Here is a 17,449-nt window from a genome sequence, read left to right as displayed (position 1 = left end):
CCAGCATCTCTGTTCATCAGCGCAGGCCGATTGCCCTGCGGAGCTGTTCCATTACTTCAGGTACTGCCTGGGGGGTTACTGCTTCACCCGTACGGGTGAGCTTTTCCACTTCCGCCATCGTCTGACGCTTCAGATAATCACGGAGTGCCAGCGGATATTGGCTTAATGCATTGATAACGGCAAGCTGCATCTCGTCAGCCCACAGGGCTTCGAATGTCTCACGTGCTTCTCCGAAGCTGAAGGCTTCTCGGCTGCCGGCTGTGCCGGATCGCAGCAGACTGGTGGCTGCTTCATCCACAGTATTGCCGGCAATTTCCACACCGTAGCCTTCCCGGGCCTGTCCAGCCGATAATAGCCCTTTCAGCACATCCTCAAGCACAAGCTTCGGCTCCCGCTCATACGGATCACCATAACCGCCGCCGCCCTGGGACAGGAAGGTTACCGTATCTCCCGGCTGCAGCAGCAGCTCGTCAATCCGGCCAAGGCTCCGTTCTCCCGCGCGCCCTTCGTTCAGGATGGCCTCGCCATGCTCGCCGACACCGCCGCCGACACGGCCCCAAGGCTGAAACTCCATCCGTTCCATATTCCTGGCTGTCATCACCGTGTCCGGACTGAGAATCCGCACGCGCAGATCAATGCCGCTTCCGCCCCTGAACCTGCCGGCTCCGGCTGAATCCTTACGCAGTCCGTATTGCTCGATCAGGATCGGCATTTCCGCTTCGACCGTTTCCGCCGGGATATTCCGCAGATGGCCTACTGCAAAGTCCATCCCGTCAATCCCGTCCTTCATCGGTCTCGCCCCTGAGCCGCCGCAGATCGGCTGGATCACGCCGACCTTGCTCTTGCCGTCCGCCGGATCAGTCATCGCCATCATAACGATGCACGCCTGTCCGGCTCCCGCCGCCGGCACTTTATTCACCTGTGCCTGGCTGAGCGCGCCGGTAATCACATCCATCACCCGGATAAAGGTTGCGGCGCGTGCGCCGACTGCCGCATTCACCTGCGGATTGAGCAGCGAGGCCGGCGGCGCATAGTTGCTTACCATCCGCACCATACCTGAATTCCAGGGGATGGTCGGATCAAAAGTCCGGAAATAGCGGATCAGCGCCGGGACCAGCATGTAATGCCCCTGCTGGTTATGCGTCGGGATATTAAAGGAGGCTCTGACCTGCGGATCGGTTCCGGTGAAGTCCAGATGGATATCCGAACCGCTGATGGTCATCCGGCAGCGCAGCCGGATCGGGTAGCCTCCCGGTCCCTTCTCCAGATAATCCCAGAAATCATAGGAGCCGTCCGGAATCTCTTCGATGATGGTCCGGGCTTTCAGCTCGGCATATTCAAGCAGATTCTCAATCCCCTGCTCTACCTGCTCCGCACCATAGCGTCTGATCAGCTCCTTCAGGCGGACCTCGCCTCTGTTCAGCGCAGCCATCAGGGCATTCAGATCCCCCTGGTTCTGCTCCGGTATTCGGCTGTTATCGAGCAGCAGACGCAGAACCTGCCCGTTGAGCCGGCCGGCCTCATACAGCTTGACCGGAGCAATGCGGATTCCTTCCATATGAATGTCATAGGCGGTTGGCGATACACTGCCGGGAACCTTCCCGCCGACATCGGAGGAATGCACGAAGCATAAGCCGAAGGCGATTATCCGGCCTTCATGGAAATAAGGCTTGATCAGGTGAAGGTCCGGCAGATGGGTAACCATCCCTCCGGTGGAATAAGGATCATTGCAGATCACGATGTCGCCTTCCTGCCAGTCCTTAATCGCATTAATGGCAGTGGCTGCGGGAATGCCGAGTGAGAGGTTATAACCGGTATCCAGCGGCGAGCCGAAGGTTTCTCCGGCAGGCGAGAGCAGGTATGTGCCGAAATCCCCGGTCTCCTTAACAAAGGCTGTGAAGCCGGTACGGAGGACGACATTAGCCATCTCTTCGACGGCAGCCTGAATCCGGTTATTGAAGATTTCGAGAAAGACTTTATCCGTAATCATAGCTCAGCCTCCCCGATGATGTTGCCGCCGGCGTCTCTGTAGATCGCAAAGCCCGGAGGGATAAAGACGGTCGTATCATATTCCTCAAGAATGACCGGACCGGAAATCCGGCGCTCTGAGCTTAGCTGCTCCCGGCTGAGTACCTTGGCCTGATGATCCAGTCCGTCAAACCTGATGCTGCGAAGCTCGGCAGGCTTACTGCTGCCGGTTGCCTGCACCAGCCCGACCGCCGGCTTGCTCGGCAGCAGCCCGACAATGCTTGCCCGCAGATTGACGAACATGACCTCGGCATCAGGCTGGCTGATGCCGAATACAGACTCATACTGCTGATGGAACTTATGCTTGGCTTGATCCGGACTGTTTATTTCCGCTTCAGACAGGGTAACCTCAAGGTCAAAGGCTTGTCCCTCATAACGCATATCCGCACTGTAAATCACATAGGTTCCGCCCAGCTCTACGCCGCCGCTGGCTTCTTCCTCAATCCAGCGCCGTCCCTGCTGCTCCAGCAGGGAGTACTGTGACAGCAGCTCGCCATCCTGCAGATGCCCGCTGCTCTTATGGAAGGTAAAGACGAAATCATTACGCAGGTTGGCGACCATACAGCCCATGGCACACAGGGTACCCGGTGACGGAGGAATCAGCACCTTGCGGATGCCCACTTCACGGGCCATCAGAAAAGCATGCATCGGGCCTGCGCCGCCGTATGCCAGCAGGGTGAAGTCACGCGGATCGACACCCTTGCGCGCCATCAGCGGTGAGAACTGGGCATACATATTCGCGGTTGCCACATCCAGAATGGCCTGGGCAGTCTGCGTGGCGCTCAGCCGGAGCTGACTGCCCAGCCGCGTCAGCGCCTGTTCGGCCAGCTCCGGGTACAGCCGCATCTGGCCGCCAAGGAAGCGGTCAGCCTGAAGAATTCCCAGATGCAGATAAGCATCGGTGGTCGTAGCGTGCTCTCCGCCGCGGTTATAACAGGCCGGACCGGGTCTTGCACCGGCGCTGCGCGGGCCGACCTTCAGCACGCCTACCGAATCGACCCAGGCGATGGAGCCGCCGCCGGCCCCAATGGCCGTTACATCGACAGCGGGAATGATAACCGGATAATCACCGACCTGATTCTCTGTGGAATAAGCCGGTTCCTTGTCAATCAAGGCGACATCCACGCTGGTTCCGCCCATGTCAAAGGTGACAACCTGGCTGATTCCGGCCTGTCCGGCAATGTAAGTTGCCCCGATTACACCGGAGGCAGGACCGGACAGCAGTGTTCTGACCGGCTCGGCCGCAGCACGTGCTGCCGTCATCATGCCGCCGTTAGACATCGTGGACAGCAGTGTCGCCGATACCCCGTATTGTCCTATTCCGGCCTGCAGACGTTTAAAATAGGAGCCCATCTGTTCCCCGACATAGGCATTCATTACGGTCGCCAGCGTGCGCTCGAATTCTCGCTGCTGCGGCCAGATGGCGCTGCTTCTGCAGATGAACAGCTGAGGATAACGCTCACGGATCAGCTGCTCCGCTTGTGCCTCATGCGAGTCATTCGCGTAAGAATGCAGGAAGCTGACCGCCAGCGCCGTTACTCCCAGCTGAACCAGATCCTCCACTGCTGCCAGCAGCTCCTGGGGATCAAGAGGTGTCAGCACAGTACCGTCGGCAAGCTGGCGTTCATTGATTTCCTTCACCAGCTGCCGGGGAACCAGCGGCGGTGTCTTATCGCCATACAGATTGGTTGTATTCTCAAGCCGCAGCCGGCGGATTTCCAGGACGTCCCGGAAGCCCCTGGTGACCAGCAGTCCGGTAACGGCGCCGCTGCGCTCAATCAGCGTGTTAACCCCGAGCGTCGTGCCATGTACAAAAAGATCAATCTGCTTCGTATCCACACCACGTTCCTGCAGCTGCTCCAGCGCATTAAATATTGCCTGCTCAGGCGCATCAGCAACCGACGGTGTCTTGAGAGTGGTAACCACCCGGCCCTGATTGTCTGTTACGATGGCATCTGTAAACGTTCCTCCGATATCTATGCCTAAGCGGTACTTGCTGTCCACTGCTTCCACTCCTTTAACCTGTGCAGCCTAAGAACCCGGCTGCTCCTCATTTTGAATTGCATAATACCGCTTAACATCTTCAATCATCTGGTTGATATGGGTAACCATTGCGGCTTCCGCCTGCCCGGCAGATCCCGCAATTACTGCATCGAGGATGTTGCGGTGATCCACGACCAGCGCACTGCCTACGGTGCGGCGGATATCCGCCGTCTCCAGGAAATCCCTCCCTGTCTGCCAGACCAGCTGAACCGCATGTAGGAGCACCTGGTTGCGGGCGGCAAGCGCAAGCAGCATATGGAACTCGCGGTCTTCCTCGTACGGGGTGATATCTCGTGACAGCAGCTCCAGCTGGCTGGCGATGGAAGCTTCAAGCAGCTTGATTTCTTCAGGTGTAGCCCGTATGGCCGCAAGCGAGGCTATCTCACGCTCAAGCGCCCGCCTCGCAACCAGCACATCAAGCAGTGCTGACTCACCGGAATTGTTCAGCAGCCGGAGAAGCTGTGAGTTTACATTCTTTTGCTGCAGATTTTTTTCCAGATAATGTACCCGGGCAACTCCCTTATCTGTCAGCACCCGGCCCCTGCGGCCCTTAAGCACGGTATAGCCTTGATAATCAAATTCCATCAGCTTGCGCCCGATCGTTGCCTGGCTTAGCGCATATTTCTTGCCGAGTGTATGTACAAGGGTACTGGCTCCCAGCGGAGCCCGGGCTTCCAGCAGTACCTGTAAGAATTCGTATTCCAGCTGTAAAGGTTGAATTTCCAGTGTCATTCAGCCCATCCTTCCTGTTGTCCGATTAGTAAATGTATACGATGTTATATTGCATTTATCGTTGTTACTCATTGATGATTAATAGGATTATAACTGCAACTCTATAAATTATCAACTATCCACACCAAATTAGTATGATTAAATTTTATTCAAAAAAGCCTCCTGCTCCGGGAAGCAGAAGGCTGCAGACATTAACCTTATTTCATCCTTTTATTTCAGATACGTTCCGCTCTCACCGATCCCGCCGCTGCCGTTCAGCACATAGACTCTTGCATTGCCTTTGCCGGAGCAGTTCAGCGTAATGGTTCCGTTCGTTACATTTTTGCTATCGCCCGTTACTGCATCTACATAAGTCCCGTTTGGAATACCTGTGAAGGTAGCATTGCCGGAAATCGTTACGAGTGCAAAGCTGTCGATGCCTTTGGCTGCGTCAGTGTATCTTCTTTTGAAGGCCAGATTGCCGCTGACATTCTCTGTGGAGTATTGGCCCTTTTGCAGGGCAGGTACCGCTCTTCTGATCAGATTAAGCTGACGGATATGTTTGGCCAGCGGATGATTTAGCGAATCAGCGAGTGTTCCCGTAGCATTTGTGTATCTTCCAAAATCCTGTACGGTGACGCTGCCTTCAATGTGATCGCCGAAATAAGCGCGTCCGGTCGTGCTGAGCGGCGCATTCGGGCCGACGTCAATCACTTTTCCCTTCTGGAATTCGATCTCCGAGCCGTAGTAGATAGCCGGGATGCCGCGGAAGGTGAACATCAGCGCCAGGTTCTCAGCCCATGTGTCCTGTGTTCCGGCAAACCGCTGATTCTCCGGTGCCTGGTCAGGGGCATAGTCGTGTGAATCAATATAGGTCACGTTCCAGGTAGCATCATTATAGAACTGGTCACCGCTGCGCATGCTGAACGCTTCCTGCGCTGTTTTGAACGCCCAGTGCATCGGGAAGTCGATCACATCCATGCCTGATTTCATCGAATAGTCCGGAGCATGATAAGTGTTGCCGATCAGAAAAGCATTGTTCGATGTCGGCTGACCCGCAGTTGTGGAATTATCCGCCCATTCCTGCTCGACGGACAGTTTGTTGGAAGCGTAGTCATTTTGACCATCGCCAGGGTAGGATTTTGCCGACTTCCACGTATAGAACGGTGTAGAAATCGCCGGAATGCCGCTGTTCCAGACATCTCTGTAGCGGGTAGCGACCTCGCCGAAGATGAAGAAGTTCGAGCCGCCTCTTTCCTTCCATGCCGGAACAAAGTACTTATTAAAAATATACCGGCTGACATGCTTCACCGTATCCACCCGGAAAGCGTCAACGCCCATATCGATATACTGGTTGTAGCTGTCGATCAGATACTGGTTGACCACGGGATTCTCCGTATTGAGATCCACGCAATCCCCGGCGATCTGTCCCGTTTGGACGGTGTACGACTCCCAGGAGAGGCTTTTTTCGGTGTGATAGATATTGTTGTTGGTCTCGGCAGTCTTCATCAGGGCCAGTCTGGCCTGATACTGCTGATCCGGTGTCATGGAATCGTAATTAGCGGGCAGCTTGTCGGTTATTTTGAGCAGATTCGCGATCGTATCCGGCTGGGTCTCATCCTTCTTGAACATCGGGAACAGGTTCTCCTCGCCGAAGTTGCCGGTATGATTGACGACGATATCCTGGATAACCCTAATGCCCTTGGCATGGGCGGCGTTGATCAGCTCCTGGTAGGAGGCGCCTGCGGACTCGTATCTCGGGTCGATTTTGGCAAAATTAATTGCGTGATAGCCGTGATAATCATACCCGCTGGCATTCTGCACGACAGGTGTAATCCAGATGGCGCTGAAGCCGAGCGCTTTGATGTAATCAAGCTTTTGGATCAGGCCCTTGAAATCGCCTCTCCACGCCGGATCGGAATCCGGGTTGCCGGCCTTGGCATCGTCCCAGGAATGGGCATTGTTGCTGGTATCGCCGTCATAGAATCGTGAAGTGATGACAAAGTATATCGAATCCTCGCGGAAATCCCCCTTGCTGCCGATGCTGTAGACGAAGCTTTGGGCCGTCCGGTTACCGGCGGCGTCAATAACGAGAAATTTCAGGGTTGTCGTCTTGGCGATCAGGATTTGCGGGCCGGTCAGCCCGGCAAGCACATTACCTGTTAAGTATACTTTGGAGCTGGTAGTAGGCTCTGTGCCATCCTCTGTATAGTAGGCGGTTACGGCGGCGGCTTTGTTGTCTTTGATGTTAAAAGAGACATTGACCGCTGTAGCGTTCTGTCCTACCGGCAGATTGGGCGTAATCACCGGCGGCTGCAGATCGGCATTCAGATCAATCACATAGGCAAAGGAAGACACACTGCCTGCTACGCCGTCCGCATTAACGCCAAACGCTTTGATCGTCATTGAGGACGAGACCTGGATTGGCGCAGTGTACAGTGCCGATGCGGCGGTTGGTGTGGAGCCGTTGGTTGTATAGTAGATTTTGTCGCCGGTATTGCTGCTGGCAAGTGCAACCGTTTGTGCAGAATCGTATGTTTTTGGAGCCGGTGAGACCGTGATAACCGGTGTCTTCAGCGCCTCCGGATTCGCGGTATACCAGACGTTGTCTGTATAGTACCAGCTTTCTTTTACATTGCGGGTTAAATCGCCTGTCTGTTTCCCGCTGCTGTCATTGAAAATCAGGCTCGTGCTCGCTGCACCGGGAATGGTATAGCTGTACCAGTCGTTCCCGTCAGAATTCATCAGAATGCCGGGCCAGGCTCCGCTGACGGGTACCGATGCCGGACTCAGGTTCCAGTAATGGATGCGCATGGCCGAATTCCAGCCGGACGGCTTTTTCACATGGACTGTAATGCCTGCTGCAGGTGTCGGGCTGACTGTAGGGCTTGGTGTAGGAGTTGCTGTTGGTGTATTCGTAGGTGTGGGAGTTGCTGTGGGTACAGGCGTTGGTGATGGTGTAACCACTGGAGTTGGTGAAGGAGTAGCAGACGGCGTTGCTGTAGGCTGGGCTGTCGGCACCGGAGTTGCCGTTGGTGTTGGTGTTGTTCCCGGCAGCACCGTTACATAATCAATATTAATATTTCCGCTGTCCGCCGGATCGTATTTGTAGGTGATGGTGTTGCTGCCTGCCTGCAGATTAAGGGACTCTGTCTGGTCAGCCCAGGAATCCCAGCTGCTCAGACTCGCGAAGGTAGATTGCTTGATTCGGGTCCCGTTCACATATACGGATACCGTCTTGCTGCTGCCTGTCGCGTTCGCATATCGCAAGGTTGTGTTGTAGGTGCCTGCGGCAGAAGCCTGCACTGTAAAAGCTGTAGCTGCCCCGCTGGCCGTATACCCGTCCACAAAGCCCGCTCCCGAGTAGCCGGTATGGTTGGTGTTTACTTTTGCCCCGCCAGTTAATGCTGCATTCTCCGCTTCATATCTGCCGGCAGAGGGGATCGTTACGGTCCAGTTTTTGCCGCCGTTACTGTCCCAGCTGTCGGTTGGAGCGGTGATGTGATAGCAATACGTCAGGGTAGCTCCTTCGGCAACGGATAGGTTGGCCGTGAAGGTTGTTCCGCTTTTAGACATCGCAGTATCTGTTATGCTCGACCAGTTATTCGTTGTCCAGTGCAGCGTTACAGCTGTTGCGGTACTGTTGGTGTAAGTAACGGTATAATTGGTATTGCTGGCGGAAGCTCCGCCGGATGGACCGAACAAGCTGAAGCAGAGTGCAAAAATGACCAGCCAGGAAAGAAAACGCCTCGTTTTATGTTGTACCAAATAGACTACCTCCTGCTCAAATGGTTAAAAACAGAGCTAACCTCTTTCATGCGCAAACGTTTGCAAAAATAAGAGTACGAGATTACCCGGCAATCGGCTAAAGCTACCTGCACTGCACTACACTACACCATCCATCACCCCCGCGGATTGACGGAAAAGCTCCATTGTATGCGTTTGCAAAATTAGAGTAAAATAAAGCGGCTGATGCCGCTTTTGCTCCAATGAATTTTTCCTGATTCTGATTATAGTATCCGGGAGCGAGCGCAGTCAATGGATCTTTTGAGCTGAAATTCATAGTGATACCTGAGTAATACTCACGTATACTACTAATAACACACTCAGAAACCGGTTTCCTGTTATTAGCTAAGAAATCTGCTGCCGGAAGGAATATTATGATTCACTCTATTAATTATTAACATCGTTAATTAAATGTACAGGAAAAAGAGAGGGTTCAAAAACCCTCTCCCTCCCTGCTGCCAGGCACAACTATTAATTGTTAATAGTCAGATTAAAACCGGACTGGATGTAGTTCAAATCCGGATAGGCAATATTGCTTGTAATGAGATTATTGAACGCTGCCGCTCCGTTCCCTGTATACGTATAGATGGCAGCCCCCTTGTGCGGTCCGGAGAAACGAGATGTTGTGATACCGTCAAGTCCCGTTCCGTTAATGTTAATGTTATTAAATACAATATTCTCGAATCCGCCTCCATAACCGAACTGGATTGCATCACGCTGAGTGTTGATGATATCTATATTGCTGAAGGTCACATTTTTGATGGCATCATTGGAGGCTTCAAGGTCGATAGCCCCTCTCTCCCCGTTGTAGAGATCCTGGCTGGTACCGCTGGTGATGATCGTTGTATCCGAGAATACAATGCCCGTATTATTCTGGAAATGGTAGCCCGGGAACACGGTATTCATCCGGATGCCGGAACCCCCTACTGTATCAATAATGTAGTTGTGATCCGCTTTGTGTCCGCTTCCGCCAAAGAAGGCAATTGCTGCAGCGCGCCAGTTATTCTCGATCGTATTGTAGGAGAACGTATTATTTACTCCGGCCGGTGCTCCGTTCGTGTTGCTGGTCCATACGGCGAGCCCGTCGTCCCCGTTATTGCGGATGCTGCTGTTGCGCACGGTGGAATTACTGGTTCCCTGCGCAAAATTGATGCCGTCGGCCAGATTGTTGCGGATCCTGCTGTTCTCCACAACAAGTCCGGTTGCATAAATCGCCGGTGTGTGCGCATAATCGCCTACCCACATCCCGCATTCAAAATGCTCCACCCACACATCATGGATGACCGAATTAGTGCCGAAATTGTCCATTAAGCCTTTGTAAATGGCATTCTGGCCGTAACGCGAGCGCAGGTTCGAGTTCATATAGACATTACTGAAATCCAGCTTTCCGGTGACACGCAGTGAGATGCCTCCGCCAGCCGCATTCGGATTCGTGAACTGGATATTGGTATGCCATAAGCCGGCGCCGGTTATGGTGATATTGCTGATTTTGCTGCTGACCGAGCCGATCTCCCACATGCCGCCTAAATGAAAGGTTCCCTCGGGAATATATAGTGTTTTGTTAGCAGCAACAGCTGCAGTGACCGCAGCTTTGAAGGCAGCGAGATCATCTTTGCCGTCGTTTGCTATTGCCCCGTGATCGGTAACGGACACTGCACCTGCCGGACGCGCGATAACAGCAGGCACCGGTTCAATCTCCAGGAAATCTACACCGTATTCGTAGGCATCCCCGTTTGTTTTCTGGATACGGATGGTATCTCCGGCCTTGAGCGCAGTGTCCAGCTTGAAGTGTACCTCATCGAAGCGGAACAGCGGACGCCCTCCGCCCGGAGAATCAGACGGCATATCACCCGAGAAATACTGCCAGTTGAAGTAAGAGGTTAAGGCAACTGTCTTTGCCTTCGTCCCATTGACATAGACATCGAGCGAGCCGCTGAGACCCATTCCGTCGGAGGAATCCGGCATGGTGAAGCGCATGGTTACACCTGCTCCACCCTGGCCGGATCTGACAGTCCATTCGGCATAGGAGCCATTGGAAGGAAGAGCAATATACTGCTGGCCCGAGGCTTCCGAGGCAGTCAGGGACTGATCGAACGTTGGAGCTGTCCGCAGTGCGGCAGCACCGCCTTTGACCGCGTCCTCCGTATCGTACCTGCTATAGGGTACGCTGGCTCCACGCTGGGCATAGACAACCAGATTAACCGAGCTTGTATTATTGGTCTGCTTCGCAGGCACCTCGTTTCCGTCTGCTGCTATTGATGTACTGACGGTATAATTTCCGTTAACAGCAGTCCAAGAGCCCGGGATAGCTGCATTAACTGATGCTCCCGCAGCAATGACACCGTTGTACGAGGTGTTAAAGGTCTGAAGCGTTGCTCCGGCGGCATTTTTAAGGACAAGCGTTACCGGATGGGCTCCGCCTGCAGAAGCAACAGTCCCCTGATTTTTGATGTTGACGGAGAAAGCCACACTGCTGCCTGCTGACGGCATACCGGGAGTCCAGGCGGCCGTAACGGCCAGATCGGAACTCGAGACAGGATTAACAGCGAGGGCTGTTGTATGGCTATAGCTGTTATTGGCTTCATTCTGCTCTATTACCAGATTGTCTTCATCGGCCTTCGCACTCACTGAATAGCTGCCTGCAGGCTTGCTTCCGGCATTCAGAGACACGGTGGATGAAGCGCCTGCAGCCAGTATGCCGACGGCGGCTGATCCGGCAAGCTCATTGTTCAGGTAAAAGTTGACGGTCGTTGCTGCGGAAGCGGCAGTTCCGGCATTTTTCACCACGGCATTCAGTGTAACCGCACTTGCTTCATCCGGTGACCCCGGTGTCCATGACATTCCGGTGATGGTCAGATCCGGATTGGCAGCCGGTACACCGAACACCTGAAATTCAGCAATCTGTCCGGCCGGTGCTCCGCTGTTCGCCGTAATGGTAAGCTGCAGACGCATAACGGTGGCTGTTACCGGAATAGTGACTGTATTCCCTGAGGCAGGATTAAAGGTATAGCTCTGCGCAGATACCAGATTACTGAACGTTGTTGTGGTCTGATTATGTCCGAGAACTTGAATCGTCTGGGTCCGGGTCCCCCATTCGACAGCCGGATTCAGCTTAAGGACGATAGATGTAATATTGTGATTAGCGCCCAGATCCAGAACCAGATGGCTTGGATTTCCGCCGCCTTCCCAGTAGGTTGCAGTATTATTATCATTAGCATTGGCGGCAGCATAGCTTTGTGTAGAAGAAGATGCAGTGACTGGTTTGCCGGCAGCGATATTGCTGCCCGGAGGTGTGGAAGGTGTCACAGTAGGCACAGGAGTTGCGGATGATGCCGGTGTTGTTGTAGGTGCTGTTGTCGGCATAGCTGTTGGTACAGGAGTCGGTGTAGCCGGCAGTGGTGTTGGAACCGTTGTCGGGGACGGTGTAGCAGCGGCAGCAGCATATATTTCAACCTCTGAGAACTGTGCCGCAGGCCAGCCCGTATTGGCCGTTACAGTGATCCGGACATACCGGGTAGCGGCAGCACTGAAGTTAACGGATACTGAATTGCCCGATGCGGGATTGAAGACATAAGCAGCACTGCCAGCAAGTGTAGTATAAGCCGTTCCATTTGAGCTGCCCTGAACAGTCAGTGTCTGTGTGCGGGATTCCCAAGCGGCCGGCAGCTTCAGCACAACCTGGTCGATGCTTGTACTTGTCCCGAGATCAACCTGAATCCATTGCGGAAATGAGCTGTTTGAACTTTCCCAGTAGGTACCCTGGTTGCTGTCTTTTACATTATCTGGCGCATACTCCTGCGTGTGGCCGCTTGCCGTTACTGCTTTACCCGGTGTCAGATTCTGCCCGCCGGCGGCATAGGTGATGCCGAACGAACCGGCAGCCAGATACAGGGTTGAGACCAGCAGCGCTGCTACAAGTGACCAGATGACATACTTATTGCGCATTTTACTCCTCCTCAGCTAAAAATAGTGGGTGTACACCCCCATTATAGTGACCCCTTCAGCCTGGTAATAAGAGGCAATTCTACGGGAAAGGTAGGCATTTCCACGCTCTTTTGCAATAAAATCCCGCACTTGTCTTTATGCAGGAATATGTAGCTGCAGATATAACCACATTCAAGAAGTAAGAGAGAGTTGTTGTTAGTATGAGGCTAAAAGTCAATCAGAAGGGGTCAGTACCAATTGCGGGATGAAGCGGTGCGGTTGATCCACAAGCAGCGATTTAAGGCATTGTTATTTACAGGATATGTAGTAAATTATAGATGAGTTTTTGTCAGCGTTTTCAAATACATAATGTCAGACAGCCTGCAGTGTCAGAACTTATACCAATTATGGATAGGAGGTTTGTAACGGTGAATACGCCAGCTAGCGACATTATCCGTGCCAGCGGCATCTCCCGTACCTTCGGCAGCGGGAACAGCGCAGTCACTGTGCTGCGGGACATCGACCTGGCGCTGCCGGCAGGCAGGCAGGCTGATTGCCTTCAAGGGCAGATCCGAATCAGGCAAGACCGCGCTGGTCAATCTGCTTGGTGCCCTGGATCAGCCGACAAAAGGCAGCATTCTGTTTGACGGACGCGACATTACGGAACTCCCGGAACGCCGGCGTGATGAGCTCCGGCGGACTGAAATGGGCCTAGTGTTTCAATCCTTTGCGCTCATTTCGATGATGACCGCTTATGAGAATGTGGAATTTATGCTGCGGATTGCCGGTGTTCCGGCCCATCTGCGGCAATCGGCCGCCCGGAACGGATACAATCGTTCCAGACGGCCGTTATTCACACTGCCAGATGCACCGAGCCGTCCTCATAGATATCAACCCGCTGGGCGCACAGCAGCATTCCAAGCCCGCTGGCGGCCCCTTTTTCACGGATATCCCTTTGCCTGCGCTCCCAGATTTCCCGGTCATGTATAATATCATACTGGTAATACTGCTCCGCGCCTGCCGCTTCCATAACCTCCACGAAGATAAAATCTCCGCTGAAAAGGGAGCGGAACCATTCTGCCGCCTCCTGGTGGGAGCCAAACGCAGGCAGATCCTGTTCAAACCGTTCCGGCAGATAACGCTGCTTCAGCCTGCCTATTCTGACATAATACGTTTCAAGATTATCCGGAGTAATCACTTGTCTTCCCCCTTGGCATGAAATTTGCCTAAAAATATCATATTCCGGGGCTCGGCTCCTATGACATTGAGCATTCCATCTAATGGAAGGGTTACCCCATTCACCCCGCTTTATCTCAGCAGACGGAGTCCGCTAAGAATAACTGCCAGTGTGCTCCCTTCATGGCTTACAACCCCCGACGGCAGATTCAGCCCGCCCCAAAAATTCGAGACAACCAGAATCACAATGACCGCCAGCGCAAAGGTAATATTCTGTCTGATCACCCGGCTCGTACGTCTGCCGAGCGTGATTGCATACGGAATTTTTGTAATATCATCATTCATGAGCACCACATTGGCTGTTTCCAGGGCGACATCGCTTCCGGCAGCTCCCATGGCTATACCGACAGAAGCTGCTGCCAGTGCCGGGCCATCGTTGACCCCGTCACCTACCATGGCAACCTTACCGTATTTCCCGGTTAGCTCCTTAATCATCTCCAGCTTCCCGTCCGGCAGCATTTCGGCATAGACCTCATCAATTCCGCACTGGCGGGCGATGGCTTGAGCGGTGTGACGGGCATCTCCGGTGAGCATGATAACCTTCTTGTTCATACCCTTAAGCTGCTTTACCGCCTCTGCCGAATAGCTGCGGACCCTATCCTGAACCGCAAGCATTCCGGCAAATTGTCCCCCGGCTTCAACGTAAATCACCGTGTTGCCGCCTGCCTCCAGCTGTGCTGCTGTCGCCTGGCTGCGTTCATCCTGCTTGTGAGTGTGGAGCAGGCTTCGTTTGCCGATCATACAGAGGGCACCGTTCACAATTCCGCTGACGCCGAATCCGGTCACATCCTGCATTGCAGAAACCGGCGCGAGCGCAATCTGCTTAGCTCCGGCGTATTCAACTACCGCCCGGGCAACCGGATGCCGGGAGAGCTGCTCCAGGGAAGCTGCCAGGCCCAGCAGCTCTGCTTCTGTCATCCCTTCTGCCGGGTACACGCCGGTTATCACAGGCTTGCCTTCTGTAAGGGTACCGGTTTTATCAAATACAACAGCCTGCACACCGGCCATAGCCTCTAGATGAATGCCTCCCTTAAAAAGAACCCCTTTGCGCGCCGCATTGGAAATTCCCGAGAGAATAGCAGGCATAATGGATGACACCAGTGCACAAGGCGAAGCAACCACCAAAAAAATCATTGCCCGGTAGATGGTATCCTCCCATGTCCATTGCAGCAGATAAGGCGGCAAAACCATCAGCAGCAGCGCTGCCCCCACTACAGTCTTCGCATAGATGCCTTCGAACCGTTCGACAAAAAGCTGGCTCGGCGGGGTCTCATTTTTGGCTTCCTGCACCATATGTATAATTCTTGATAACAGCGTATCTTCCGCCGTTTGTGTAACACGAAGCTTCAGCGCACCCTGTCCGTTGATCGAACCTGCGTAGACACCGTCATCCGGCATTTTATCGGCAGGGACGGATTCTCCGGTCAAGGTTGACTGGTCAACAGCAGATACCCCTTCGAGTACAATACCGTCACACGGAATACGCTCACCCGGCCGGACCCGTACGATATCTCCGGTTATAAGCTGAGAGGCCTGAACGGTTACTTCCGTTCCGTTCTTCAGCAACACGGCTGTCTCTGGACGGTATTTCAGAATAGCCGCAATATCCTGATTCGTCTTCTCCATTGAATACTCCTCAAGTGCTCCGCTCAGGCAAAAAATAAAGATAAGCACAGCACCATCCAGCCAATATCCGATTGCAGCTGCTCCGATTGCGGCCACGACCATCAGAAGGTCTACATCAAGGTCCTTCTCCTTAATTAACGTCTCCATACCCTCCCAGGCCTTGCGGTATCCGCCGACTGCATAGGCCAGCACGAACAATGTAATGGCCCCTGCCTGCATACCCTGCCTCTCCAGCAGCCAGGCCAGTGCAATCAGCACCAGACAGGCTGCAGCAATGAAGATCCCGCCGTTTTTCTCCCAGACTACTCTTACAGAACGTTTCTTTACAGCCACTTCTCCCATGATTATCACTCCTTATTTATTATAAATGAGAACTATTATCATGAAATATATCCCCCCAGGGGGCATATTGTATGTGATTTTTGTATCACAGAATTTTGTACAATAAAAAAAGCTGAACACGCATTTTCTGCGTGACCAGCCTGCAATGTTCAGCCTATCATTCCTGCTCTTTTTAAAAAATGCGATACCATTTGCTGCTGGTATTTGACCCGCAGGGCAAAATCTAAGCTCCAGCAGGTTTCAACCGTAACAGCCCGGGCTCCCAGCAGCTGCTGGACCGCCATCCGTGAGGTACCGGAGCGCTCCCGGTGCTTGATATTGAAACGGTGAGCGGTAATCCCGACCTTTCGGTTCATCTTAATAATAATCCGGCGGGCTGCAGCAGCTGCACTTGTGCCCTGACTTACCAGCAGGGTCTGGCCTACACGCTTGCGGTTAAGCTGGGACAGTCCGTTAGCTTCATGCAAATCCAGATACCAGGCGGGACGATGCTGCCGGGCTAGACGGAACAGTGCAGCAGACAGCGGATGGCCCGCCCGGGAAGCTGAGACATGGGGAAATGTCCGGTTTAGATCCGGTACCCCCCGGCTCTTCTGCCGGTAAGCCCGCTGATTCACCAGCGGAACTATGATCAATCTGCCGCCGGCAAGCACCAGCTCCCTGCGCCGGAATCTCCCCGCCAGCGCCTGCGCTGCGCGGATGCTCGCCGGTTCATTGCCATGGATGCCTGATACCACCATAAAGACCGGACCCGGCCTATGGCCATTGATCACATAATACGGGGTCGCATAGGGCGTATTCGGTGCAAGGATATGCTTTGTAGCGGACACAGGCAGCTCCTCCTTTACGATTCCGTAACCTGCGTTAAGCAGCATACTCTGCTAATTGCGTGTAAGGATATCTTCCTATAATGTATGCAGCCTGCCGCCCCGGGTATGGACATTTGCTGGAACGGGCTAAACAAAATATGACTTTGGCTGGGAGGATGCTCCCTATAATCAATTGCTGCTCAGTACCACCAGAGTTAAAGGCAAGCCGGCGCATACCGGATTTGCGCTTCAATTATTCGGACGATATGACGGCATGAACGAAGAAGGACTATGTATAACAACAACGTCCGGGCGGATAAGACCGGCTCTGTCGGAGACAGGTTTTGTTTTTCCGGGGGTGGTACGGGCAGTGCTCGACAGCTGTGTGATAACGCAGCCCGTGAGCTGCATGTCTGCTTCGGTTCACCGCAGCTGAATCCGTGGAGAACCTTCAGCTGCAGCAACCCTCCCGGAATCAGTGAATACTATGCCAAGCTGCCGGACGAACCGTCCAGCCCTGACTTCTGGCGTGACTGAATACACTTACAATATCTTAGTGAATCGCCGGATCGGAATAAAATGCCAGCAGCCGTCTCATACTATGGGTTAGCAAACGGAGGTGAATTTCATGCCCAAAAACAGTGCTGACCCGAAATACGACCGCGCAAATAACCGTGCCGACAAAAAACACAACCAGCAGAACCACGCTTCAATTACAGAGATTCCGCAAATGGTTGATCCGGACAAAGCAGCTGACTATGTACCGAGTCTTAACGGAGTGACCAAAAACGAAACCTAGCTCTCAGCCATAGGCTGCTCATAGTCACGATAATGACTTGAGCGGCTTTTTTCACATCTTCTTAAGGCCTCAATATCGCTGCATAGATTGACTTCTTCCGGCCGTGAATGATAGTCTTTTCTTCTAGGATTGTCCACATTAAAGG

At 53.5% G+C, this 17,449-nt stretch carries 11 protein-coding genes and 1 pseudogene; 4 read left to right on the top strand and 8 right to left on the bottom strand.

Annotated features, from left to right (window positions below; genetic code table 11):
- Positions 1 to 16 precede the first annotated feature (16 nt).
- From BN3772_RS08690 to BN3772_RS08670, 5 genes are all read right to left on the bottom strand, one after another.
- On the bottom strand, positions 17 to 1,990 hold the full coding sequence (locus BN3772_RS08690) for a hydantoinase B/oxoprolinase family protein (protein ID WP_042198780.1): 1,974 nt from the start codon (positions 1,988 to 1,990) through the stop codon (positions 17 to 19).
- The gene (locus tag BN3772_RS08685; protein ID WP_042198778.1) at positions 1,987 to 4,032 is read right to left on the bottom strand and encodes a hydantoinase/oxoprolinase family protein; all 2,046 of its coding nucleotides are present in this window, start codon (positions 4,030 to 4,032) and stop codon (positions 1,987 to 1,989) included. The genes BN3772_RS08690 and BN3772_RS08685 overlap by 4 nt, the downstream gene beginning before the upstream one ends.
- Positions 4,033 to 4,059: 27 nt before the next feature.
- On the bottom strand, positions 4,060 to 4,803 hold the full coding sequence (locus tag BN3772_RS08680; protein ID WP_042198776.1) for a FadR/GntR family transcriptional regulator: 744 nt from the start codon (positions 4,801 to 4,803) through the stop codon (positions 4,060 to 4,062).
- Positions 4,804 to 5,013: 210 nt separating this feature from the next.
- On the bottom strand, positions 5,014 to 8,550 hold the full coding sequence (locus BN3772_RS08675; protein WP_042198774.1) for an alpha-amylase family glycosyl hydrolase: 3,537 nt from the start codon (positions 8,548 to 8,550) through the stop codon (positions 5,014 to 5,016).
- Positions 8,551 to 9,039: 489 nt separating this feature from the next.
- Complete coding sequence (locus tag BN3772_RS08670) at positions 9,040 to 12,513, bottom strand: discoidin domain-containing protein (protein ID WP_042198771.1); 3,474 nt, start codon at positions 12,511 to 12,513, stop codon at positions 9,040 to 9,042.
- A 407-nt stretch (positions 12,514 to 12,920) separates the two neighbouring features.
- Between BN3772_RS08670 and BN3772_RS31200 the strand changes: the two genes are divergently transcribed.
- Together BN3772_RS31200 and BN3772_RS31700 are read left to right on the top strand one after the other, a co-directional pair.
- On the top strand, positions 12,921 to 13,139 hold the full coding sequence (locus BN3772_RS31200) for a hypothetical protein (RefSeq protein ID WP_042198769.1): 219 nt from the start codon (positions 12,921 to 12,923) through the stop codon (positions 13,137 to 13,139).
- Positions 13,042 to 13,242 (top strand): annotated as a pseudogene (locus BN3772_RS31700) (ATP-binding cassette domain-containing protein); the annotation flags it as partial. The gene BN3772_RS31200 and the pseudogene BN3772_RS31700, both read left to right, overlap by 98 nt.
- 103 nt (positions 13,243 to 13,345) lie before the next feature.
- Here BN3772_RS31700 and BN3772_RS31195 read toward each other — a convergent pair.
- From BN3772_RS31195 to BN3772_RS08655, 3 genes are all read right to left on the bottom strand, one after another.
- Complete coding sequence (locus BN3772_RS31195; protein WP_042198767.1) at positions 13,346 to 13,690, bottom strand: hypothetical protein; 345 nt, start codon at positions 13,688 to 13,690, stop codon at positions 13,346 to 13,348.
- 110 nt (positions 13,691 to 13,800) lie between these two features.
- Positions 13,801 to 15,696, bottom strand: a complete 1,896-nt coding sequence (locus tag BN3772_RS08660; RefSeq protein WP_042198765.1) for a heavy metal translocating P-type ATPase — start codon at positions 15,694 to 15,696, stop codon at positions 13,801 to 13,803.
- A gap of 149 nt (positions 15,697 to 15,845) precedes the next feature.
- The gene (locus BN3772_RS08655) at positions 15,846 to 16,526 is read right to left on the bottom strand and encodes a succinylglutamate desuccinylase/aspartoacylase family protein (protein ID WP_086074480.1); all 681 of its coding nucleotides are present in this window, start codon (positions 16,524 to 16,526) and stop codon (positions 15,846 to 15,848) included.
- Between the two features lie 172 nt (positions 16,527 to 16,698).
- Here BN3772_RS08655 and BN3772_RS30570 point away from each other — a divergent pair, with 172 nt between their 5' ends.
- Together BN3772_RS30570 and BN3772_RS30885 are read left to right on the top strand one after the other, a co-directional pair.
- The gene (locus BN3772_RS30570) at positions 16,699 to 16,941 is read left to right on the top strand and encodes a carcinine hydrolase/isopenicillin-N N-acyltransferase family protein (protein ID WP_157643565.1); all 243 of its coding nucleotides are present in this window, start codon (positions 16,699 to 16,701) and stop codon (positions 16,939 to 16,941) included.
- Positions 16,942 to 17,133: 192 nt separating this feature from the next.
- Positions 17,134 to 17,304: a hypothetical protein gene (locus BN3772_RS30885; protein WP_167336660.1), complete on the top strand. Its 171-nt coding sequence runs from the start codon at positions 17,134 to 17,136 to the stop codon at positions 17,302 to 17,304.
- Positions 17,305 to 17,449 lie beyond the last annotated feature (145 nt).

The organism is Paenibacillus camerounensis (assembly GCF_000723885.1).
GTDB lineage: Bacteria > Bacillota > Bacilli > Paenibacillales > Paenibacillaceae > Paenibacillus_AQ > Paenibacillus_AQ camerounensis.
The sequence above is the reverse complement of the archived record's forward strand: the minus strand, read 5'-3'. Positions and strand labels throughout refer to the sequence as shown.

Coding starts and splice junctions, on each gene's coding strand:
- BN3772_RS08690 (WP_042198780.1), bottom strand. CDS start 1,990: ATGATTACGGATAAAGTCTTTCTCGAAATCTTCAATAACCGGATTCAG.
- BN3772_RS08680 (WP_042198776.1), bottom strand. CDS start 4,803: ATGACACTGGAAATTCAACCTTTACAGCTGGAATACGAATTCTTACAG.
- BN3772_RS08670 (WP_042198771.1), bottom strand. CDS start 12,513: ATGCGCAATAAGTATGTCATCTGGTCACTTGTAGCAGCGCTGCTGGTC.
- BN3772_RS08660 (WP_042198765.1), bottom strand. CDS start 15,696: ATGGGAGAAGTGGCTGTAAAGAAACGTTCTGTAAGAGTAGTCTGGGAG.
- BN3772_RS30885 (WP_167336660.1), top strand. CDS start 17,134: ATGCCCAAAAACAGTGCTGACCCGAAATACGACCGCGCAAATAACCGT.